This window comes from Arthrobacter sorbitolis (genome assembly GCF_054510995.1).
Map to the genome: position 1 here is coordinate 520,091 of NZ_JBTNDM010000001.1, position 21,319 is coordinate 541,409.

17 protein-coding genes and 1 pseudogene are annotated in these 21,319 nt (G+C 67.1%); 4 read left to right on the plus strand and 14 right to left on the minus strand.

Features of this window, described 5'->3' with window-relative positions; genetic code table 11:
* The first annotated feature begins 1 nt into the window (after nucleotide 1).
* The 3 genes from ACX80K_RS02550 to ACX80K_RS02560 are packed head-to-tail and all read left to right on the plus strand — an operon-like array spanning nucleotide 2 to nucleotide 4,172.
* Entirely contained in the window at nucleotides 2-1,444 is a 1,443-nt protein-coding gene (locus tag ACX80K_RS02550; protein WP_459270295.1) for a hypothetical protein, read from the plus strand.
* Nucleotides 1,441-2,760, plus strand: coding sequence for a CHAT domain-containing protein (locus ACX80K_RS02555; RefSeq protein WP_459270296.1), 1,320 nt, complete (start codon nucleotides 1,441-1,443; stop codon nucleotides 2,758-2,760). Before ACX80K_RS02550 ends, ACX80K_RS02555 begins: the two co-directional genes overlap by 4 nt.
* Nucleotides 2,757-4,172 carry a hypothetical protein gene (locus ACX80K_RS02560; RefSeq protein WP_459270297.1) on the plus strand — a complete coding sequence of 472 codons (1,416 nt, stop codon included), beginning with the start codon at nucleotides 2,757-2,759 and terminating at the stop codon, nucleotides 4,170-4,172. Before ACX80K_RS02555 ends, ACX80K_RS02560 begins: the two co-directional genes overlap by 4 nt.
* An 84-nt stretch (nucleotides 4,173-4,256) precedes the next feature.
* Here ACX80K_RS02560 and ACX80K_RS02565 read toward each other — a convergent pair whose 3' ends face one another.
* The 12 genes and pseudogenes from ACX80K_RS02565 to ACX80K_RS02620 form a co-directional block, all read right to left on the minus strand.
* Entirely contained in the window at nucleotides 4,257-4,718 is a 462-nt protein-coding gene (locus tag ACX80K_RS02565) for a DUF4913 domain-containing protein (protein ID WP_459270298.1), read from the minus strand.
* The gene (locus ACX80K_RS02570; RefSeq protein ID WP_459270299.1) at nucleotides 4,669-6,522 is read right to left on the minus strand and encodes a type IV secretory system conjugative DNA transfer family protein; all 1,854 of its coding nucleotides are present in this window, start codon (nucleotides 6,520-6,522) and stop codon (nucleotides 4,669-4,671) included. The genes ACX80K_RS02565 and ACX80K_RS02570 overlap by 50 nt, the downstream gene beginning before the upstream one ends.
* The gene (locus ACX80K_RS02575; RefSeq protein ID WP_459270300.1) at nucleotides 6,519-6,806 is read right to left on the minus strand and encodes a hypothetical protein; all 288 of its coding nucleotides are present in this window, start codon (nucleotides 6,804-6,806) and stop codon (nucleotides 6,519-6,521) included. The genes ACX80K_RS02570 and ACX80K_RS02575 overlap by 4 nt, the downstream gene beginning before the upstream one ends.
* Before the next feature lie 51 nt (nucleotides 6,807-6,857).
* Complete coding sequence (locus ACX80K_RS02580) at nucleotides 6,858-7,028, minus strand: hypothetical protein (RefSeq protein WP_459270301.1); 171 nt, start codon at nucleotides 7,026-7,028, stop codon at nucleotides 6,858-6,860.
* A gap of 100 nt (nucleotides 7,029-7,128) precedes the next feature.
* Nucleotides 7,129-7,524 (minus strand): DUF4913 domain-containing protein, encoded by a 396-nt coding sequence (locus ACX80K_RS02585; RefSeq protein WP_459270302.1) that lies wholly within the window; start codon nucleotides 7,522-7,524, stop codon nucleotides 7,129-7,131.
* Nucleotides 7,521-9,209 carry a type IV secretory system conjugative DNA transfer family protein gene (locus tag ACX80K_RS02590; RefSeq protein WP_459270303.1) on the minus strand — a complete coding sequence of 563 codons (1,689 nt, stop codon included), beginning with the start codon at nucleotides 9,207-9,209 and terminating at the stop codon, nucleotides 7,521-7,523. Before ACX80K_RS02590 ends, ACX80K_RS02585 begins: the two co-directional genes overlap by 4 nt.
* Nucleotides 9,206-10,747 carry a hypothetical protein gene (locus ACX80K_RS02595; RefSeq protein ID WP_459270304.1) on the minus strand — a complete coding sequence of 514 codons (1,542 nt, stop codon included), beginning with the start codon at nucleotides 10,745-10,747 and terminating at the stop codon, nucleotides 9,206-9,208. The genes ACX80K_RS02590 and ACX80K_RS02595 overlap by 4 nt, the downstream gene beginning before the upstream one ends.
* Complete coding sequence (locus ACX80K_RS02600) at nucleotides 10,747-10,962, minus strand: hypothetical protein (protein WP_459270305.1); 216 nt, start codon at nucleotides 10,960-10,962, stop codon at nucleotides 10,747-10,749. Before ACX80K_RS02600 ends, ACX80K_RS02595 begins: the two co-directional genes overlap by 1 nt.
* 12 nt (nucleotides 10,963-10,974) lie before the next feature.
* Nucleotides 10,975-12,105, minus strand: a pseudogene (locus tag ACX80K_RS02605) (SCO6880 family protein).
* A 273-nt stretch (nucleotides 12,106-12,378) separates the two neighbouring features.
* The gene (gene lepB / locus ACX80K_RS02610; RefSeq protein WP_459270306.1) at nucleotides 12,379-12,813 is read right to left on the minus strand and encodes a signal peptidase I; all 435 of its coding nucleotides are present in this window, start codon (nucleotides 12,811-12,813) and stop codon (nucleotides 12,379-12,381) included.
* A 107-nt stretch (nucleotides 12,814-12,920) separates the two neighbouring features.
* On the minus strand, nucleotides 12,921-14,531 hold the full coding sequence (locus ACX80K_RS02615) for a multicopper oxidase family protein (protein WP_459270307.1): 1,611 nt from the start codon (nucleotides 14,529-14,531) through the stop codon (nucleotides 12,921-12,923).
* 125 nt (nucleotides 14,532-14,656) lie between these two features.
* A complete protein-coding gene (locus ACX80K_RS02620) occupies nucleotides 14,657-15,199 on the minus strand; it encodes a hypothetical protein (protein ID WP_459270308.1) in 543 nt (180 codons plus the stop codon).
* Between the two features lie 185 nt (nucleotides 15,200-15,384).
* Between ACX80K_RS02620 and ACX80K_RS02625 the strand changes: the two genes are divergently transcribed.
* Nucleotides 15,385-17,673: a fibronectin type III domain-containing protein gene (locus ACX80K_RS02625; protein ID WP_459270309.1), complete on the plus strand. Its 2,289-nt coding sequence runs from the start codon at nucleotides 15,385-15,387 to the stop codon at nucleotides 17,671-17,673.
* 699 nt (nucleotides 17,674-18,372) lie between these two features.
* On the opposite strand, the gene ACX80K_RS02630 is transcribed toward ACX80K_RS02625, so the two are convergent.
* Nucleotides 18,373-19,806: a sensor histidine kinase gene (locus tag ACX80K_RS02630; RefSeq protein ID WP_459270310.1), complete on the minus strand. Its 1,434-nt coding sequence runs from the start codon at nucleotides 19,804-19,806 to the stop codon at nucleotides 18,373-18,375.
* Between the two features lie 14 nt (nucleotides 19,807-19,820).
* The gene (locus tag ACX80K_RS02635; protein WP_459270311.1) at nucleotides 19,821-21,242 is read right to left on the minus strand and encodes a BTAD domain-containing putative transcriptional regulator; all 1,422 of its coding nucleotides are present in this window, start codon (nucleotides 21,240-21,242) and stop codon (nucleotides 19,821-19,823) included.
* Nucleotides 21,243-21,319: the final 77 nt, after the last annotated feature.

The following is a 21,319-nucleotide window of genomic DNA, read 5'->3' on the forward strand; positions in this document are numbered from 1 at the left end:
CATGTCGGGTGCGATCATCCGTCGCTGGAAGCTCGCGGTCCTCCGCGTGAGCTTGGATCTGCGCGGGCGCGCTCCTGTGGTGCGGTCGCGACTCGATGGTTTCCCTAACGGTCACAAGGTTTCCTACTGGGAGCGTTCGGACCCGCTCGCGAAGTTCGGGCTTTCACTATCCGGTGAAATTCCGCAAGCGGTGCGGGTTCCTCGCGAGCTTGAGGGCGCCATAGAACGGTCCATGCGCACAGATCTTCCCTTGGAGTCTGCCCTGTGGCTCCGGCTCGAGCCGCCCTACGGCTACCTCGGGGCGGCGCCCTGGGAGGCTCTTGCCAATCGCATTCTCGTGCCCGTGCTGCGCGTGCCCGATCGGTTGCCCGTCGCCGCGTCCCTTGGGGACACCTGGCGAGTGACGATGGTCGTCAGCACGCCCAGCCGAGCGACGTGGGGCGCGATGCACGTTCGCGCCTTCACTGATGCACTCGCACGGTCAGCCGATATGGGCGAGATCGAAAGATTCGAAATCGATGTGTTCCCGAATCTGACGGTGTACCGCCAGCTGGCCGACGACGACAATGATTTGCCGCACGTTCGGCTCCACGATCCGCGGGAATTTGTGCGCCAACCTCGCACGTGGCCAGCACCAAACCTGGTCGGCGGCACGCGCCTGATCGACTCCAATGACGACCCTCGCCTGCTCTGGGCGGAGTGGATTACCAACCGGCTTGGATCACGGGCATCCAGCGCCCTTCACGTTGCGGCGCTAGGAATGGCAAGTGAAGACCGATCGATGCTTAAGGCGTCCATCAATCCCGCCTCCTCGCAATCGTCGCACAGAGCAGCGACAGCGGATGCAAACGACCTTTGGTCGCTCGCGGACGCCATCGGGGCGTCCCTAGTGTCGATAGCTGCCCCTGACCACCCCCGGCGCGACATCGGTGCACGTATGGTCGCGGATCGCCTTGGGCAACTCCGGCCCGGCCCAACAATTTTTAGCTCAATGGAGCTTGACACTGACTGCCGAGCCCTTGCTCAAATCTATTCATTTCTTGCGATGCAACGGGATAACGAACTGCCGAATGACCCCTCTTGGTTTGGTTACATCCAGCCCGAGTCGATCCGGCATGCATTCGACCAACCACTCCTGGCGCGCCACACCAATCAGGTCACGCCGCCGCCTTCGCTACGGCGGGGCCCGTGGGGCGACACTTCGCCCCACGGTGAATCCAATGCACCAACCGCACCACTGTCGGACCCTTTCGTCGGCGAGAGCGAGGTGCCTCGTTGGGTAGCGGCGTCTTCGCGGTTCCTTGAGACCCGCCAGGCCAGCCTCTCCAACGCGATCGGAAGTGGAGCGCGAAGTGGCGGTTCCGACTCTGCGTACGAGAAGGGCGCATCGGAAGCGCTAGCGGACATCCAAAGCCTCATCCAGCGTCATTTGGGGGAAGCATGAGAACAATCGTTGCGTTCGAGGCGCTGGGAGCCAAGACGGTGATGACCCTTTATAAGGCACCAGTCTCGGTCCTTGGCCAAAACGAGTGGCGCAGCGTCCGTATTGCACCCCTTAACGGCGTGGACGCTAAGGAACGCGGCGAAGAGCTGGCCAACCTGCTGAAGCGACACGCACCAGTAAAACTGGCAATGAACATCGCGCTCTCGCAACTGCCCTCGGCTCCCCCGGTGCCAATCTACTTCCGCGTAGCGAGTAGTGGTGCCGACTCCCTGCCGTGGGAGCAGCTTTTCTTCGTCCCGCAGGGGTTCCTGGCACTCGACGCCCGCTGGCCGATCGCACGAATCGCTAAGCGGGTGCATGATGTGCGGCAGCGCTCCTTCGAGGTGCCGTTCCGCATCGTCGCGGTGCTTTCGGCCGCCGGAGAGATTGGGAACGGCAAGTCCCAACTCGAAACCCTCATTCGTTCAGTGAGCACAGCGCGTAAAAGGGGATTGGAGATTGTCCTTAAGGTCATCTCAGGTGATGCGGAGATCATTGACGCGGTGGCCGAACGTGCCGACTCGGCCGTCACGGCCGACTGGATTGCCTCGACACCGACAGGAATTACTCGGCAGATCTATGACGCCCGACCTCACGTACTCCATGTGCTTTGCCACGGCGGCTACGCGGCGCCCGGCGTTCCCGGCCTCAACTTCGCCACAGACTTGGACTTCGAGGGTGGGGCCGAAACGGGCAGTCTCGTCGTGTCGATTTCTTCGCTCGGCGGATCGCTCAGCGACTCGACCTGGCTGGTGGTGCTGGCCGCCTGCGAAAGTGCTGCGACGGAGGACCGGGCTATATTGTCGCCGGCTAGCGGTTCATCAGCCGCGCACTTGCTCGTCGATGCAGGCATCCCGGCCGTAATCGGGATGCGTGAAATCGTCGATCTTACCGCGATGAACCGATTCTGCAAGGTGGTGTATCCGGAGCTCCTCGCAATCGTCATCCGCGCTGCAACCGCAGACGGTTCGTTTGAGCACATCGTGGAGTGGGCACCAGCCCTGACCGCACCACGGCTCGCGAGCGCGGGCGTCGATCCGGTGAGCGACGCGGCCTGGTCGGATCCGGTGCTTTACGTTCAGCAGGAGAATCTGCGGGTGGACACCCGTACCGGCGGCCCCCTAACGGGCGACGAGCTCAAGACCCTGCGTGGCCGGCTCGCTGAGTTCCTCAGCTTCGAGCAACGACTCGAGCCTAAAGCCACTCCGGCTGGTGTACTCAAGGAGGTTCAGGCGGAGATCGCGCGCCTCCGCGAGACCATTAGAGCGACACCATGACCGGCGATGACACGTCGCTGCCAGCGTCGGTGCAGATCGACGCATGGGCGGGGGAATGCGCAACCTCCACACTCGCCCAACACGCGCGACGGTGGGGAGCGAAACCCGGTCTGTCGACGCAGGACCCCCTGAAGTTCGATTCTATTTCTGACCCGACCAACTGGATGTCTGACGAGGTCGGGTACGGCGTCCTTGTTCCCGATACACCTGTAGTCCCCGAAGGGCACGAATATGTGTGGACGAAGGAGAAGGCGACCGGGAGCGCGCTTCCGAAGCCGATCCGTCGCCTCCTCAGAGCGCGCCCGAAGACGGTGCTACTGTACTGGAACCCTCTGCACGGGACCCGCTCGGTGCGGCGCTACTTCGACAGCGATCCTCCACACACTAGCGACCTGCGCATCGGTTTATCACAGTTCGGGACTGCCCGTAAGCAGTTGCCACGATTCGTGCTCATCGCGGCTAGCCCAACGTCGATTCCGTGGGAAGTTCAATATGCGTTCGCGCTGCGCCACGCGGTCGGGCGCCTCCCGTTCGACGACGATCAGGGAGACTCCTACATCTCGGCGATGCTCGACGGTAGCGGCTGGGCTACATCGCCACCGACGTCATCGAGCGTCACCATTTGGACGGTCAATCACGGAACGCGCGACATCAGCCATCTCATGCAGAATGTGCTAACCAAGCCGCTGATCGAGAAGTGTCAAGGCAGCATAGAGACACTCACCGTGGTCGACGGCGTCGACGCCACAACCGCGGGGCTCGTGACTGCGCTAGCGTCAAAGCCGACTCTTCTGGTTACCTCGAGCCACGGGGCGACGCCCCTTGACGAGCGGGAGCTCGTCCGCGAGCTCGGGTTACCTGTCGCCCGCGATCGCACCACGGTCAACATCGACGCGCTGGTGGAGTCGGTGCCGGGCGGCGCAATCTGGTTCGCGCAAGCGTGCTGTTCTGCGGGCTCGTCGAGTAGGAGCAACTACACGGCACTCCTAGAGGAAGGAACAATGGCACGGCTCATCGTCGATACGGTCGCCGGGCTCGCTTCGTCCGTCTCACCCGCTTCGCTCGCTCTGCTTACGCGGGACCCCCCTGTGCGCGCAATATTTGGCCACGTCGAGCCAACCTTTGACTGGACACTGAGGGACCCCGAGACGAAGCAACGTTTCGGCCACGACATCATCAGCGCGCTGACCAGCCAACTTCACTCTGGCAAACCGCTGGGGCTGATACTAGAGAGCTACTACGCTGGCGTCAGTTCACTCGTCAGCGCGTGGGCGACACGATCCGACGACTTCAAGGACTCCCACGACCGCTCCATTCTCGTGGAAATGACTCGTCTCCGGCTGACGGCGTGGGATCGACAATCACTGGTCCTTCTCGGCGATCCGACGGTCCGAATCCCCAAAATCATCTAGTTCGCAAGCGGCAGTGCATCCGGTCTAGGCGATTGACTTTAAGTATCGCCATAACCATTACTGCGCCAACCGATGGCGTACTTGTCATCGACTTTGCGAGGGGGAGTACAAGCCCTCCGGTGCTGGGACCACGGGTAGTGGTTTGTTCGTCGGCTTGTGCTCTGCCGCTGTGCAGCCCTGGAAGGGCCCGGTGGAGGAGAACAGGGCCGCCATGGTGGGATCTGCGTAGTTGTTCCACCAGTTGGCCAGCCCGGTGGTGGGGTCGAGGCGGAGCGCTTCCCATGCGCGCCAGAGTGCGTTGAGCCTATTCACGGCCTCTTTGTGGCGCCACCAGCTGGCGCACCAGGTGAATTCCGCACGCCCGTAGGACTCCACGGGCCGCTGGTACTGGTGAACCAGGAACTCGGTCACGAACTCCTCGAGGTTGCCGAAGACCATCCCGGGCGCGGGCCGTGCCGACCCCGGGGCCTGAGATGCGCTGTCCGTGTCCGGTTCCTTACCGGGATACCCATCGTCCTCGAGGCCGAACGGTGCCTGAAGGTCCACTCCCCTCCTCCTTCACTATGGCCGACCAGCGGTTACCGCCCGCAGCAGGAGCATGCTCCGCAACAGGAAGGGCGCCGGCTGCGCCATGGGAACCGGTGTGGGCGGCTTCCGAAGCCTGCACCTTGTTAGCGTAGGGACGGTCGCTGATCGGCACGGTGCGGAGCAGGACGGCCCTTGATCCGGAGCCGAGCATGATGGCCCTGCCCTTCGGCATCGCGGCAGGGTCCGCGACGGAGAGGATGTCGTCGGTGGAGTCCTGGCGACTCGTGGACCGGCTGTCCTTCTGCCTCGAGGTGGACACCGAGGTGTACCGGTACTGGCCCACCAGTCCGGAGAGCATCTTCAGGAACCCTTCCTCCTTCACGTTGCCGCCGTAGGTGACGACATTCGCGGTGGAGAACAGCTTTTTCATACCGGACTCTCCCCACACGTCGACACCCTGGGACCAGGACTGAAGGAACGTCGAGACGACGATGCCCCGGGATCCGTAGTGGCTGTAGAGGTCGGGCAGGTTTTCCCACCGGCACACGTTCGCGGCCTCATCGAGGACGCAGACCATCGGGACCGCCAGGCGACCACCTGATTGGGTGGCCGCGTATTCTTCGGCAGCAGTTGCCGTGGCCACGGTCAGGGACGTCACCAGCGGACCTGCGGTGCCGGCGCCTTCCTTGGACAGCGCGTAGAGGGTGTTCTTGCCACGGATGAAATCCTCGGGCGTGAACTGCGGCCGCGGATCATTCGGTCCGCTGGGGTTCACCCACGGGGCGATCTTCCCGTTCTTCAGGCACGTGGCCATCTGCCGTGCGGTGCCGTAGACGCCTTCGCGCTGCTTGTCTGGCAGCGACATGGTGCTGCCCATCGAGTCGGCTTCCTTCCGCCATCCGGCGTCGAACAGAAGACCGGCGGCTTCCTGGTTCTCGGAGTGAGAGAGCCAGCTATGGATCTGACTGATCGGGCGGTCACTGACCGCGGCAGCGAGCAGGTACCCGGCGAGCAAGTCCTTGCCTGCGTTATCAAAGTAGGCGTCGCCGCCCTTAGCCCCGACGGGCCGGGAGCCCAGTGCGAAGTTGTTCGCCATCTCCGCGGCGCGCTCTGCGTCGACCACGTAGCTGAGCGGGTTCCACCACCAGGTGGGCTTCTCGTTCGCAACGCCCTGCGGGTCGAAGATCCACACGTCACCGTTCTCGGCGCGGATGTCACGGGTCAAATCCGACAGGTCCCGCTTATTCGACGTCGCGATCACCGGACCCGGCGCCTCGATGATCGACGGCGCGGCCTGCGTCGTGGTCTTACCGGTGCGGGTGCCCCAGATGTGCAGGAGCGTGTCCTCCCACGACGCGTACAGGGTGTTCCCGCCGCGCACCATGCGCCCGATCATCACGCCCGGTGACTGCTCGGCGGTCAGCCCGAAGCGGGCGGCTTTGGCTTTCACCTGCTTCTCGGTGAAGGGTGCGACGTCTTTCAGGGACGCCATTTTCACTGCGGCCCGGTCGTGCTTGACGATCTTTTTGCCCTTGCGGATGCTCATCACCACGTACAGCACGAACAGTCCCAGGAGCACGACCCCGGCGATGATTGCCAGCGTGATTTCCGTGGAGCGCCACGGCATGATGCCGGTGAAGTTCCCCAGGGACCGCGGCCAGAACCCGGTCGGGATGCCGTCGGGCCGGGGTGCGAGCTGGTGCCCGAGGGTATTCAACCCGTACAGGGCGCCGGGCACACCAACGAGGGCGACGATGAGGACGACCAGCAGCGCGGCCTCCCCGCCGAGGCCGGCTGTGTGCTTGCGGTCCAGGGAGCTCACAGCTCGCCTCTCTCCTCTGCAGCGGCTCTCTTGGCCTTGTGCCATTTCTTTTCGGTGTCGTGCACACGCGACCGGCGCTCGGTGGGGGTGAACTCCATCGAGAACGGGATGCCGGCCCGGGAGCCGACCTTGATGAAGAACTTGCCCTGCCCCGGTGGGGGCTGGGTGGTCCGGTCGTCGTTGTACCAGGCGGCGTTGTCGTCGTCCTCGAGCCACGCAGCCAGCTCATCATCCGTGAACGACTGATCGGTCCGCCGGAACACGTCGTCGTTGGTGTACCGCATCGCGTCGTCGCCCGCCCGGTTCCAGGCGGGCGGGTCCTGCCATGCGGCGAGCTATTCCTGCTCCCGATTGCTCAACGGCACGGACTGGATGAGCAGCGGCATCTCGGACCGGGCGAGACCACCGAGGATCTTGATGCCGCAGCGGTCCATGATGCCCTGGGCCTTGTGCCGGTCCGCTTCGTCCTTGACCGCTTTGAGGTCCGACGGGGTGTGGGAGGCCATGATCTGACCCACGCCCCTCTCACGGTTCAGACGGGTGTGGGTATGACAGCCGACCAAGCATTACTGCACGCCGCTCTGCAGAGCAGGAGCTATTGGTACCTCACCATTCCCACCGAAGGGGCGGTTGCTCGGTGGCGAGGATGCGACGGGCAGTCTTGTGCACATGAGCGGTTCCGCATTCGCCGAAGGGTCCCCGCTTGGCGAAGAGGATGCTGGCGTGGCGGTCGAAGTGGTCGATCCACCATGACGACATGCCGCCGTTTGCCTGTGCTTCGAGCCACTGCTCATACAGTCCTCGGAACCGGTCAATGGCTTCGGGGTGGTTCCACCACTGGGCGCACCAGTACTGGTTCTGGGACCGGTCCACTGACTCGAGCATCGCGGCCAGGCCCTCCACCCAGTCCACCAACTCCTCAGGGGTGAACGCGAAGTCCTCTCCCCCGTCGTAACCGTTAGGTCCAGTGCCGGGTAAGCCATCGTCGAGAGAATCGATCATGAAAGGTGTCCTGCCTTCGCTGCCCTGATGCGTTTGACGGTGTTTCCGATGCGGGCGCTGATCGCTTTGTCGCGGAACCAGGGGATCGTGCGGACGATGGTTCCGCCACCGGTCGAGGTTTTCACCCACGCCCTGTTGGCAGGGAGTTCGGAAAGCTGGGCGACGGACAGGATGTCCCGTCGCTGGGTCTGCACGGAGCGGGAGGACCCGTTCCTCGAGGTCGAGGAGCTGCGGACCTTCGCGTCGTACTGGCCGATGGTCTTGGAGAGTGTTTCCAGGAACGCGGTGTCGTCGGAGCCGCCGCCGTAGACCTTGATCGCGGCCGCCGACCAGAGGGTGTCCCACCCGGTCCGCTCGAGCATCGCCACACCCTGGCCGCGGGTCTGGAAGTACGCGCTGACGACGATGCCCATCGACCCGAAGAACGAATACCACTCGGGCAGCTGCTTGAGCTTGACGACGTTTCCAACCTCGTCCAGGTCCGCGACGAGGGGCACCGGCAGGCGGCCTCCCGCCCTGCGCGCGGCCTGCTGCGCGGCGGTGAAAACCGCATGAACCAGGGTGGACACGAACGCGGCGCCGGAGCCGGCTGCATCCTGCGCGAGCAGGATCAGGGTGTCCTTGCTGGTCACGAACCGGGCCGGGTCGAACACCGGGACGCCCGGCGTCGGGGTGGACCATGCCACGAGCTCGTCGTGCACGAGAGCGGAGGCCATGCGCTGCGCGCTGGCGGCCACGGACCCGCGGGTGTCCTCCGGCTGGGCGCCCATGCCCTTCAACGCGGATGCCGGGCCGGCGTGCCCGGCCCGCTCCAGCAGTTCGGCCGGTTCCATGAAATCCGCCGAGGACACCCACCGCAGCACCTCCCTCATCGTTCCGTCACTCTTGGCGGCGGCGAGGAGGCACCAGGACAAAAAATCTCGTCCCTGCGAGTCGAACTGCGCGTCCCCCTTGCCCTGGCCCGCGTTCGGTGCGGACGAGGTTTCGAAGATCGATGCGACCTCCCCGGCGCTCACGGTATCGGTGACGACCGTGAGTGGATTAAAGATCATCGCGGGCCGGTGGCTGTCCCGCCAGATCCGCTGCGGATCAAACAGCCACACCGTCCCGGTCTCCGAGCGGGCAGCCAGGACCTCCGCGACGCCGTCGACCTTATTGCTGGTCATGATGTACGCGCCGGGAGCCTCCATGGCATGCCGGACGACCTGCGTTGTCGTCTTGCCCCGCCCGGTCCCCCACACATGGGTTGAGCACTCACGCCAGCCTTGGATGACTGCCTTGGCCCCGGCGTCACCGGCGTACCCGATTGTCAGGCCCGGGCCGATACCTTCGGCGGTCGGGTGGAGGCGGGCGGCTTCGGTGAGGCGGGCATCGAGCATCGCTGGGCGCATCTTCCCGCCCGGGCTCATCCGTCGGGACGCCTTGGCGGTCCTGGACACCGGGCGGGTGCTCCACCACGCAAAGGCGGCAATGACCACGACCGCTTCGACGCCGAGCAACCAGTTCGCGGCCGCCGGCCACGGATCCCCGGTAGCAAGGCCGATGGCGAGGGTGATCGGGTTCCATGACAGGTCGGTGGGAACCGGTGTGAAGGCTTCGGCGAGGTGGATCAGGGCGACGGCAGCGAACGCGGCCAGGGCCACGCTCGAGAACGCGATGACGGGGCCGTTCTCCTCGGTCTTCATCGGTTCACCTTTGCCTGCGCGGCAGCCCATGCCTGGTTCGTGTTGTGGGCCCTGAGTTCGCCGGCGGTGAGGTTCACCCGGAACGGCACCCCGGGTTCGGACCCCGTTTTCAGCATGAACCGGCCACGTCCTGGGGGCAGTGAGACCTGATTGGTGTTCGGGTTCATCGACCCTTCGGCCGACCAGCCGACCAACATCGCCTTTTCCCGCTCCGAGACGGGGAACACCGTTTCGAGCAGGGCCATCTCGTTCTGCGCGAGTCCGCCGAGGATCTTCACCGAAGAGCGTTCCACGAAGCCGGTGGCGATTTTCGTCAGCTCGTCCGTGGACAGCTGCAGGTCCTTCATGGAGTGCGTGATCATCAGCTGACCCAGTCCCTTGGTCCGGTTCAGGCGGGTGATGGAGTCGATCTGATGCACCAGCAGCTCAGAAGCGCGCAGGGACTGCCGCAGCTCGTCCATGATCATCAGGTGATGGCGTTCCTCCATCAAACCGGCGTCGGCCAGGGTCTTTGCGGCCGAGATGCCGGCCTGCCCGTAGGACCAGCACACCGTCTGCACCGCGGCGCGGAGCGTCAGCTGGGACTCGTCGATGAGGGAAATGTCGAAGTCCACGGAGGTGTCGATCTTCATTTCCTTACTTGTCTGCTGGCAGAACACGTCCCCGAACGGTCCATGCTCGCCGAGGGCGTTCAGACCCGCCAGGAGATTCTTGACCTGCGGCAGGTACTCAGCGGACTCCTCGATGAGCAGCGCCGACTGGATCTGGGGTGGCGCGGACTTGATGGCGGCGACGACGTCGCTGACCAGCGGCTGCCGGTCCTCGCCTTCTGCCTTTTCGGCTGCCATGGCGATTGCCATGGACAGCACCGTCTGTTCCTGCTTCTTCGCATCCAGCGGTTCCTTGAACACCAGTTCGATGAGCCCGGTGAGGGTCATCAGGCGCCGGGCGTGGATTTCGGCGCGCATCTGGCGCTGCATCGGGGCTGGCAGGCGTTCGAGTTCTCGCCAGAGCGGGCCTGCGTCGAGGGGGTTGATCGCCCCGACGCCGGGGGCGACCTGCACGACCTGCCCATTGGTTTCCAGGACGACGCCGGCGAAGTCCGGTTTGAGGTCCCCCGCCACGAGGATCAGGAACCCCTGATCGATCAGCGCCAACGCCATGCGGACGGCGACCGAGGACTTCCCCCGCCCGTTCAGGCCCAGGATGAACCCGGACGGCGAGGAGATGATGCCGTGCAGGAACAGGCTGATCGGATCCCCGCACACCACCGAGCTGTTGAGCAGGTTCCGGCCTAGGACCGCACCGACCAGCGGCGAGGAGGTACCGACGCAGAACGGCCACAGGCCGGCGGTCTGGTTCGACGTGGCCGTGAACTCCGGTGGCGGTTCGACCCACGTCACCATGCCGCCCTCGCGGACCCGCATGCCCTTCTCCGTGAGTTGCGGGAACGATGCAGCTGTGACGGCGGCTGCCGTCTCGGAGCGGCCCAGGAACCGATCCATGACCTTATCGACGATTCCGTCGAAGGCGGACATTAGAGGGCCTTCCTGACGTCGGAGGAGATGGTGGCCAGGTGCTCTGGCACGAGGCCGAGCCCCAGGTTGAAGGAGAACGCGGCGTCGTCGTTGTAGTCGCAGGACCGCATGCGGATCTGGATGCCGGTGGCGGCGTTCCGCATGATCTTCGCTTCCACAGCCTGCAGCTGCTCAGGGCTCTCGACCGTCGCGGTGACACCGATGGCTAAGCGCACCAGCGCGGCCCCTTAGGCTTGCTTCCGCTCGGCCTTGCGTGCCTTCTCGAGGGCGATGATCTGCGAGCTGGTCGGGCGTCGGCCCTTCTGGTTCGTGGCGAACTGCGCATTGGTGAGCGCCTGCGCGACCTGCTGCGCTGACTTCTCCGGCGGTTGAGGGCGGTAGAACACGGTGACGCGTTTCTGGAGCATGCTCGCATCGGGGCCCAGTAGGGCCACCAAGGCGTTTTCGCGGAACGTCCCGGCCGGCGGCCGGAACATCTGCCACGACTTGCTCGTCACCCCGGCGTGGTCGTACCGGCCCGGGTATCCGATGGTCCGGGCCGCGAAGGGGCCGACTTCGTGCCAGGTGAGGCCGGTTCCGTCGCCGGAGCGGCGGGCGCGTTCGACGGCGGCCGCGGCGTGCGGGTTGAACGCGACATAGGTCTGGTCGGTGAGGTCGGCGGCCCGCATCAGTGACACGCTGCCGGCGCCGACGTCCTCGAGTTCTTCCTTGAACCCCTGCAGGAGGGACTTCACATCGGCCACCAGCTCCTCGGCGGAGCGTTCCGGTGCCCTGTCCCCGTCATTGGCCTTGCCGCTGAACGTTAGCGCCACCCACTGCTCGAGCTAGGGCACATCGAGGTTGAGGTTGTCCACCACGTCATCCATCACCCGGCGGGCAAAGGCGGGCACCTCGTGGGAGCCTGCCTGCTGCCGTGCCACCGCAATAGCGTCCGGTAGGCGTTCACCCGGATCGAACGTCGACTGCGTCGTCACCGAAATCTGCTCGACCCGTGCGTTGCAACCGGCGACGCGCTGGAACGCGGCCCGTGACCCAACGAGCCGATTCACGCGGTCCTGATCCAGCAGGCCCAGCCCCGAGGAGTTGGTGGAGAAGAAGACGGTTCCTGTCCTCAGTTTCGGGTGCCACAGCATGACACCCTCGTTGCCGAAATGGTCCTGAAAGTCGATCAGCTCCGTCGCGGCCAGCAGGCCCGGCGCCCGGAACGACCCGTCCGGGATCTGCGAGACCGGACCGAACTTGTAGACGGTCTTCCTGGCCTTGGCGTGCATGCTGCGGGCCAGCCACCGCTCAGGCTTGGACCGACCGTGACGGTCCTTCGAGCCGGGGATCGTGGCTGCGGCAACCCCGTCGACCACACGTTGTCGCCCCGGTTCACCCCGGGTCGCCGGACGTCGGCAAGCTCATCATCGGGCTCGGTCGTCCTGCACGACGACCGGCGGAACACAGGGCAATGCCTCGCTGACCCGTGGAGCCACGACAAGGAAATCCTGTTCCGAGCACCCCGTCGGACCGAGCACCGCCCGGTCCGGGACGACCCCGTCCGGCGGGAACGGAATCCCGGGTCGGCCCGTACTCCGAACTCGCCGCACACCAGTTATGTCGTGCTGACCCCGTGGGTCGTCGTGGCGTCACCGGACCAAGGTGCCCTGGACCGCCGTCAGCGGCACGGCCCCGTAGTCCCTGGAGTCGATGGACACGCCGCGATTGTCGCCCAGCACGAACACGGTGCCGGGCGGTACCGTCACGGGCCCGAAGTAGGTCGCGTCGATACGGCTGTGGTCGATCGATGGTTCCGGGACGGCGACGTCGTCGACGTAGAGTTCCGCGTCGCGGATGGCGACGGTCTGCCCCTCCCCCGCCACGACGCGCTTGATGGCCGTCCGGCGATCGGTGGGATCGGTGAAGGCGATCACGTCGCCGTTGCGGATCGGCCGGATTGCAGCACCGGGCTTGAACAGGAGCACGACGGCGCCCGACCGGATGGCCGGCTCCATGCTGTCCGAGGAGACCGTGAGGGGCTCGACGACCCACGCCCGGACCGAGACGAGGACCAGGGCGAACATGAGGGCCCCGGCGAGGAGACGCCGTCGGCGTCGTGCGGTAGGGCGTTCCTGCGACGACGGCACCGGGGCGCGCCGGCGGCGACCGCCGCGCGCCCCCCGGTCCGTCGTCAGCCCTCGTCGTCGTCCCACTCGGCTCGGGCCGCCGTCATGGGGTCGTTCGGGTCCAGGTCGCTGGGCTTCAGGCCGACCCGGAACTGGGCCATCATGTCGTGGTCCTCGTGCGGCAGGTTGTGGCAGTGCATCATGTACACCCCGGCGTGGGGGGTGAACTTCATCAGCAGCCGGACGGTCTCGCCCTCCCCCACGTACACCACGTCCTTCGGACCCCGCTCGTAGGCGAACGGTGCCTTGCCGTTACGGCTGAGGACCTGGAAGTCCACGAGGTGGATGTGCAGCGGGTGGAACCACCCGCCCGACTTGTTCTCGATCTCCCAGATCTCCACGGAATTGAGCGCGGGATCGGCGACGACCTTTCGGTAGCCGCTGGCGATGACGTCCTGCCAGCTGTCGTCGTTGATGGTCCACAGATTGGTCCTGTCGTTGCGCTTCACCCGGAACGACCGGGTCTTCACCGACTGCTTCGACACCAGCGACATGGCCTCGCTGCCGACCAGCGTCGTCGGGATCCGGTTCCAGGTGGGGTCGGTGGTGTCCACCGGCTCGTCGGTGACGTCGAAGGCCATGATCCGGTTCGTGAAGTCGTAGTCGACGTTGTTCTTGTTCGACAGGTTCCGGAGCTCGATCCGCTGGCCCGTCCTGTACTTCCTGAAGTCGATGAGGACCTCGTACCGTTCCGCCCCCGCGTGCCGGTAGTTCGCGACGCTCTGTGCCGCCGGCATGAGGCCACCGTCCGTCCCCACGATGACCAGGGGGTCACCGGTGCTGAGCGTCGGCCGCAGGGAGCGGGAGATGGAGGCGTTCAGGATCCGGAAGCGATAGACGCGCTTCTGCACCTTCATCACCGGCCACGGCTTGCCGTTGACCAGGATCACGTCGCCCCAGAGCCCCGAGTGACTGTTGTCGTCGTAGCCCAGGGCCCCGTTCTGCGCGAACATCGCGTCGCTGATGGTCACCGCGACGTCGTAGCGGCCCTGCGGCAGCAGCTGCCGTTCGATCGGGTCGTGCATGTGGTACTGGGCGGCCAGGCCGGAGTACGCATTCAGGGCCGTGTAGTGCACCCCGTGGTCGTGGTACCACAGTGTGCGGGCCGGCTGGAAGTTGGGGTAGTAGTAATCCTTGTAGAACCCGGGGTGCGTGATGTCGCTGGCGTATCCGTCGTACTGGGGCAGCGACGCGGACCCGTGCAGGTGGGTCGACGTCGACAGGGCGTGTCCGTCCAGCGAGTGCTGGGCCGGCAGCTGGTTGCGCATCCTGATGACGGCCTTCGTGCCCTGGTCCAGACTGATGGTCGGCCCCGGGAACAGCCCGTTGTAGCCGAGGATGGGCGTGGTCAGCCGCGGGAGGATGCTGGCCATGGCCGCCTTCTGCGTCAGCCGGTAGTGGTTGACGGGCCGCCCGTCCGCGGGGTCGATCCCGGTGCTGTACGGCTGGAGGATCGGCGCCTGAACGAAGGGGACCTGGAACGGCCGCGGCATCTCCCGCTCGCTGAGCCGGCTGGCGGACTTCGCCTCCACCGTCCGGGTCGGGATCATCGCGCCACTGACTCCGAGGGTGCCGAGTCCACCGATCAGCAGAACCTGACGACGTGATATTGACATGTTGGTCTCCTTTGTTCAGTACACCGACTGTGCCGAAGCGGGCTTGGGAATTCCCTGCGCCCGAACCGCCTGTTCTTGGGAATTCCCTGTAGGCCGCCGTGCAGGCCCGGGAACAGGGGTGCGGGTCAGTCACTGTCCCGGTGGTGCCCGGCCCCGAGCGACAGGCCGGCTCCCCCGGGCACGTCGAGCGTCAGGTCGATGGCCTGGTCCGGGAGCTCGAACACGAGCACGGCATCGATGGTCTCCCCCTGGCGCGCCTGCGTGGGAGCAGGAGCCGACCACACCGCCTTCCACGTCCCGCCGCCGAGGGCCGAGACCGTGTACTCGGCCGGGTCGAAGGACAGGCCGTTCTCCTCCATGGCCGTCAGTTCCACCAGGATGCGGACCCGGTGGAGGCCGGCGCCGGACGGGTCCGCGAGCGCAGCGGGTCCGGGAGGCGCCCACCCGTCGGTCTCGGTCGGCAGGACTCCCTGGATGCGGGCAAGTCCGCCGGAGACGTCGGCGGACGCCCCCAGAAGGGTCGGCGGCGTGCGGGGGGCCGCCAGGAGGACGTTCACGACCACGGCGCCGACGAGGGCGAGCAGGATGATCGGGACGAGGAACCTCCAGCGCCGGGGCGTTGCCGGCGCGATCGGTACGGGGGGATGCGTGGGTGTTGTGGTCTCCATGCCGGCTACTGTCGCCCGGGCTCCTAGGGAATCCCTAGGGATCGGTACGGGGAAGGTGCGGCGTCGGAGTCCGCGCGCAGCGGTCCTGCCCGAGCCGGGACGTGCGACAGCGTTTCCGCAAGGTGGCCGCCCTAGCTTGTGGCCATGCGTGAACCCCTCACGCACCGAGGATCAGTGAGGATGTCATGAAATCTGCACTACACGAACCGGGGCAATCGAGGTCCCGCGTCCAGGGCTACGGACGGACCGCGATCGTCGTGACGGTGTCCGCCGTCCTCGGCGCGACGTCCCTCCTGGCCGTTCCCGCGGCCAATGCGGCAGTGCCTGCTTTCCCCGACAACCTGGTCGTCTTCCCCGATCGCGACTTCGTCACCATCGAGGGTTACCAGGACAGGCAAGGCCAGACAGCCACCGTCGAGGTCCGTCGGCCGGGAGCCGGCGTGGTCGGCTCCGCCCAGGGCGTCGTCGGGACCGGCGACGTGGCTTTCGAGATCAACCACCCGGGCGGTGTCTGCTGGGGCGCCGGGACGGGCCTGAACGTCACCCCCGACATCCGACCCGGCGACACCGTGTCCATCAAGTTCGGCGGGACCGAGGCGGGAGCCACGACCGTCCAGGACACGTACGTCACCGCCCCCTCCGTCCTGAACGGCAACACCGTGACCGTCAAGGGCCATGTGGCGGACGGGGTCAACACCGACCAGATGGAACAACGCATCGTCGAGCCCGCCCTGAAGGACACCAGCGTGGGGCGGCGCGACGCCCGTGCGATCTCCGGACCGCTCGCAACGGAGGACGGCTACCAGTCACGGCTCGAATTCGGCCTTGACGGGCCGAACACCTTCACTGCCACCTACATCTTCGACGATCCCGCCGCCGCCGGGATCGCCGCGAGCGCCGGCGGCGCACGCGCGATGGCCTGGCAGGAACGGGATGCCGACGACAACCGGCAGGGCCTGACCATCGCCGAATTCGGCGAGCTCGGTGGACCCGGCATGGGCGGGTGCCCGAACGGGCCCCTGCAGTCGGGCCCCGCAGGCCCCACCGACATCTCCGCCGCCGAGGTCGCCGGCGAGGTGAAGGTGCACTGGACGCCGGCCCAGGCCATCCCCGGAACGCCGCCGATCACCGGTTACCGCGTCACGGCCGTCGCCCAGACCGTCTCCGGGACGGAGCAGGTGGAATCCGGTGTGCGGATCAGCAACCCGAACGCCTCGAGCACGACCATCAAGGGCCTGGACGCCGAGGAGGAGTACGACATCTACGTCACCTCCGTCAGCAGCGTCGGTGAGACCTTCCCCGCCGTGCATGCCATCGCCGTCACCGACACGACCGCCCCGACCGTGTCGGCCTCCCCCGGCGGCGGGACCTTCTCCGTCGCGCAGAAGCTGACGCTGAGTGCGAGCGAAGCCGGCAGCGACATCTACTACACGCTGGACGGGACGGACCCCGTGTCCGGTGACGCCAGCGCCCCGGGCTCCACCCTCTACACCGGACCGGTCGACGTCGCCGAGACCAGCACGTTCACCTTCGCCGCCATCGATCCCTCGGGCAATGTGTCCGGCAACGGCAGCGTCGCCTTCGTCATCACCAACGACCCCGTGCCCGCCGCCCCGGCATTCGCCGCGGCACCCCGGGCCGGGCAGGGGACGGCCGAAGTGTCCTGGGCTGCGCCCGACCCCGGTGCACCCGGACTGACCATCACGGGCTACACGGTTCAGGCCTACACCGCCGACGGCGCAGCCTTCGGAGCTCCGAAGACGGTGGCCGGGACGGTGAACACGCTGCTGTACGACGGCCTGAACGGCGACACCACCTATCAGTTCACCGTCAGGGCCAGCAACACCAACGGGGCGGGGCCCGAATCCCCCAAGAGCGACCCCGTCACCGTCCGCGGTGCCGTCGTCGCGATCGCAGGGCCGGACCAGGCGGTTGCCCGCCAGACGACCGCCAGGACCGTCCTCCTGGACGGCACGGGCTCCTCGACCGCCGGCGCCACCTATCGGTGGGAGCAGGTCCTCACCGGACCTGCAGATCCCGACAAGGTCACCCTCACCGGCGGCACGGCACTGAAGCCGACATTCAGCCTGCCGGTCTACAAGTCGCCGATGACCAACAACCCGCTCACCTTCCGTCTCACGGTCACCGTCGGCACGACGGTGAGGACGGATGAGGTCAAGGTGACACCCGTCCCGGACAAGGTCACGATCGGTTCGGCGCAGTGGAGGAGCGGCGACCTGAGGGTCAGTGGCACCAGCAACGTCATCGGCGGCATCGTCACGATCCGCGTCGGCGGTCCGACGGGCCGCGTGCTGGGCCAGGTGAACGTCACCGCGGCTGCCGCCCCCGCTACCGGCGGCGCCTATTCCCTGCGGCTACGCAATGCAGCCGCGGGCACGACCAACCCGGGCAATCTCTGGATCGAATCCACACTGGGAGGCATTGCCGGCCCGGTGGCCACCGTGAACAGATAGGTAGAGAGTCCCACCGCAGCCCGGTGGTTCCCGGCATCATCCCGGGAGCCACCGGGCTGCTTCGCGTCCCGCCACCGGCCGTCCGCCGCCCGTCGGGCCACGCGTACCGGAAGCGCTCCTTCCGAAGCACCCGCCCTGGACCGGACACTTCCGTCGCCGCGGGGGTCGCAGCGTCCACGCCACCGCGCCCGCGGGCCGGGCCGCGGGCCGGGCCGCGAGCCGGGCCGCGGACCGACCGCTTCCCGGACGGAGCGGCCGGAAGCCAGCGGGCACCTCGGACCGCGCGCCTCGGACCCAGCACCTAAGCCAGCACCTCGGACCAAGCACCATAAACCCAGCACCTCGGACCGTGCGTCTGCAACGGAAGCCATGGACGGTGCGCGGCGGACCGGGCGACCGGCTCCCGGCGGAGGCCTGTCGATGGGCGATCGGCCCACGCGAGAAGCGCGGGTCCGGTCAGGCGCAACCTGGCGCGCCCCAGCTCGGGGGCTGAGGGGCGAGGGGGCGAGGGGGCTCAGGGGCGAGGTCAGGCGCGCACACGGGGGCCTGCGGTGGCTGCGCCCGGACGGAGGGATACTGTGCGCCCACTAGGGCAGGTCACCGATCCGAGCGGGGACGGCGGAGGCTCTTCGAACTGCTCGGGCTGCCACCGGGAGCGGCCCCGAAGGTCCCCGCCGCGGATGGCTCGACCAGGGCCGTTCACGACCTCCAGGCCAGGAACATCAGACGGGCTCGGGCTACCGAGAGGCCCGGGAGCGACCACGCAGCAGTCCGCACGTCGGCGCCGGGCGCAGGTGCGGTCCCGCCGAAGGTGGCGACGACCGCGGTGCCGGTCCCCGGCGCGGAGCGTACGTCGAACGCACCGCCGGCCTGCCGGATGGTGTCGCCGAGGATCCGCAGGCCGAGGTGGCCCTCCGTGCGGGGTTCGGCCGGGTCGAAGCCCACCCCGTCGTCGGAGACGGAGATCTCGGTGAGCTGCCCGGCCTGCCGGATCCGGATGGCGGCGGATCGCGCCGAGGAATGCTTGCTGACATTCACGAGAGCCTCCCGTGCCACGCGGAAGAGCAGAGCTGCCCGGTCCCGGTCCAGCACGAGCTTCTCCGGGATCTCGACGGTCAGACCGATGCCGCGCTCGACCAGGGGTGCCTCCAGCCGCCTGAGGGACGCCTCCAGACCGAGCTGCTCGAGATCGGGGGGATAGAGCTCGCTGGTCATGGCCCGCAGGGTGCGGATGTTGGTCTGCAGCATCGTCCTGGCGTTGATGAAGACGTCCTGCAGCGCGGGCGGTCCTCGGCGCTCCTCGGACTCCAGGGCATAGGCGAGTCCGGACAGGTCCTGGATCACCTCGTCGTGGAGCTCTCCGGCGATCTGACGGCGCTCCTGGTCGGACGACTCGATCGCACACCGCAGCAGGGCGGTACGTGCGGCCTGGTGGACCTGGATCCGCCGCGCCAGGCGGACCGCCGGGACCAGTTGCGTCAGCTGGAGGGCCGCCAGTGACAGAAGGAGCGGCGGGACCACGCCCATCAGGACCGCGTGCTGCTCGCGGCGGACTCCCTCGCCGGACGAATAGGTCTCGAAGATCATCGGAGCCCCACTCTGTGCAGCGGAGCGGACGTAGACCTCCACGAGCTCGCCGGAACCCGCTTCGTACTCGTTCTCCTCCGCCGTCTGGGATTCGAGCGTGGCCGTGGCCGGCCCACCCGCGAGCAGCAGCCGCGCCCATTCCTCCTGCTCGAAATCCTGGCCGATGAGGGAGTCGACGTCCGAGTAGATCACGCGGCCGTCCTCGTCCCACACCTTGATCCTCGTCATGCCGCTCTCGGCGAGCCAGGGTGCGAGCCTCTGCTCGAGAAGTTCCAGGGCGGCTGCGTCGTGGGCGAGGACCTCATCGGTGATGAGCGGTCCGACGACGCTGTCGGCGAGTCGCTGGGTGATGTCCCGTGCATTGGCCAGCGCGTGGCGCTCCGCCTCCGCCCGCACCCAGAAGACGATGGGGATCGCCACCAGGATGAGGGCCATGAAGCCGGCGGTGAGGAACCGCGCCACAGCCGCCCTCACCTCGCGCCGTTCGACGACGCCCCGGGTGATGTCGGTGGCCTGCAGGGGCTCCCCCGGCTGGGATCCGCGCACCGGAGGCCCGCCGGTCACTGTCCCGCGGGGCCTGGCGCGGACGGGGCGCTGCGCCCCCACCTCTCCACCAGGGACGGGTTCACGATCATCCCGCCGACGTGGGCGTGCCTCAGCGTGTCCAGCATCACTCCCAGCGCGCCGTCCTTCGGGAGGAAGCCGCAGATGCCCATGCGGGCCGCTTCGCTCAGCGCCTGCTGGGAGGGGTTGCCGGTCAGCATGACGATCCGGGTGCCCGGGGCCTCAGCGAGGATCCGCGCCGCGGCGCTGAGGCCGGAGCCGTCGGAGAGGTACAGGTCCATGATGACGACGTCGGGGCGGAGGTCCCGGAACATCGTCACCGCGGACGCCACGGATTTCGCCGCTCCTACGCTTTTCAGGTCCGGCTCGCGGTCCAGCGCCCCCGCCAACAGGTCGGAGAACGTGGTGTGGTCATCGACGATCAGGATCCGCAGGCGCTTCGCTTCCGGCCTGCTGGTCGGGGCGGCGGAGCGCGCCGTGTCCTCGGGACGGGGCCCGGGGCCGTTCGATGGCCCGGCGGTCGTCGCCGTGCTCACCAGGAGCCGGGCGTGGGCGTCCTTCAGCACCAGTCCCGGCGTGCAACCGAGTTCACGATCGATGATCCTGCGGCAGCGGTCGAAGGTCCGCAGCGCTTCGGTGTTCTCGCCGTTCTGCTCGAGACCGAGGATCAGGGCCGTCCAGGCCCGCTCGTTGAGGGGATCCTCCTTGGCGGCCGCTCCCGCGAAGGCGATCGCCGTACCCGCCTCCCCCACGGACAGCGCTGCCTCCGCAGCCAGGACGCGCACCAGGCCGACCCGGGCTGCGTGTGCGGCGCGTTCCTCCTCGGCCCACGCCGGCAGCAACTCGTCGCCCAGCAGCGGAGCGGCCGCCAGGTCGAGTGCCTCCGTCAGCAGTGCCAGTGCCCGCGCGGGTTGCGCCTGGCCCGCCAGCCGGGTCAGGGTCTCGAACCGGTCCAGGTCCAGGTCCACGAGGGTCCTGTCGATGGCGTAGCCGCCCGTGACCGTCCGCAGGGGCCCCGTCCGTCCGTTCCCGGGCTGCAGGTGGCGCCGGAGGACGCTGACGTAGCTCTCGAGGGTGGGGAGCGCGACGGCCGGATGGTTGCCACCCCACAGCAGGTCCATGATGCGGGTCTTGGACACCGCCGAGCCGAAGTTCATGAGGAGGATCTCGAGGACCTGGCGGGGCTTGGGTCCCCCGAGGTCGTTGGCGCCCAGCAGTGCGTCGCCGCGGCGGATCGTCAAGGGCCCGAAGACGGAGACCTGCAGCCTGTGCGTCGGCGGCGCCGCCGGCGGGACGTAGACTGCATGGCCGGTGGTGTTCGCCAGTTCCAGAGTGATCACGAGGTGTCCCCTAAATTCTTCGGGTGGTGCGTGGTTCTCATTGAAGGGGCGCGTGTTCACGTCGACAACAGTGGTCACTACTTGCTTGGTGACGCACATCACTCGCTTCCGTCCCTTCAACCCCGTGCGCATGACGGTCCGGGGACGGCGCCGAC

Coding starts and splice junctions, on each gene's coding strand:
- ACX80K_RS02550 (WP_459270295.1), top strand. CDS start 2: ATGTCGGGTGCGATCATCCGTCGCTGGAAGCTCGCGGTCCTCCGCGTG.
- ACX80K_RS02555 (WP_459270296.1), top strand. CDS start 1,441: ATGAGAACAATCGTTGCGTTCGAGGCGCTGGGAGCCAAGACGGTGATG.
- ACX80K_RS02560 (WP_459270297.1), top strand. CDS start 2,757: ATGACCGGCGATGACACGTCGCTGCCAGCGTCGGTGCAGATCGACGCA.
- ACX80K_RS02575 (WP_459270300.1), bottom strand. CDS start 6,806: ATGCGGTACACCAACGACGACGTGTTCCGGCGGACCGATCAGTCGTTC.
- ACX80K_RS02580 (WP_459270301.1), bottom strand. CDS start 7,028: ATGGCCTCCCACACCCCGTCGGACCTCAAAGCGGTCAAGGACGAAGCG.
- ACX80K_RS02585 (WP_459270302.1), bottom strand. CDS start 7,524: ATGATCGATTCTCTCGACGATGGCTTACCCGGCACTGGACCTAACGGT.
- ACX80K_RS02590 (WP_459270303.1), bottom strand. CDS start 9,209: ATGAAGACCGAGGAGAACGGCCCCGTCATCGCGTTCTCGAGCGTGGCC.
- ACX80K_RS02595 (WP_459270304.1), bottom strand. CDS start 10,747: ATGTCCGCCTTCGACGGAATCGTCGATAAGGTCATGGATCGGTTCCTG.
- lepB (WP_459270306.1), bottom strand. CDS start 12,813: ATGTTCGCCCTGGTCCTCGTCTCGGTCCGGGCGTGGGTCGTCGAGCCC.
- ACX80K_RS02615 (WP_459270307.1), bottom strand. CDS start 14,531: ATGTCAATATCACGTCGTCAGGTTCTGCTGATCGGTGGACTCGGCACC.
- ACX80K_RS02620 (WP_459270308.1), bottom strand. CDS start 15,199: ATGGAGACCACAACACCCACGCATCCCCCCGTACCGATCGCGCCGGCA.
- ACX80K_RS02625 (WP_459270309.1), top strand. CDS start 15,385: ATGAAATCTGCACTACACGAACCGGGGCAATCGAGGTCCCGCGTCCAG.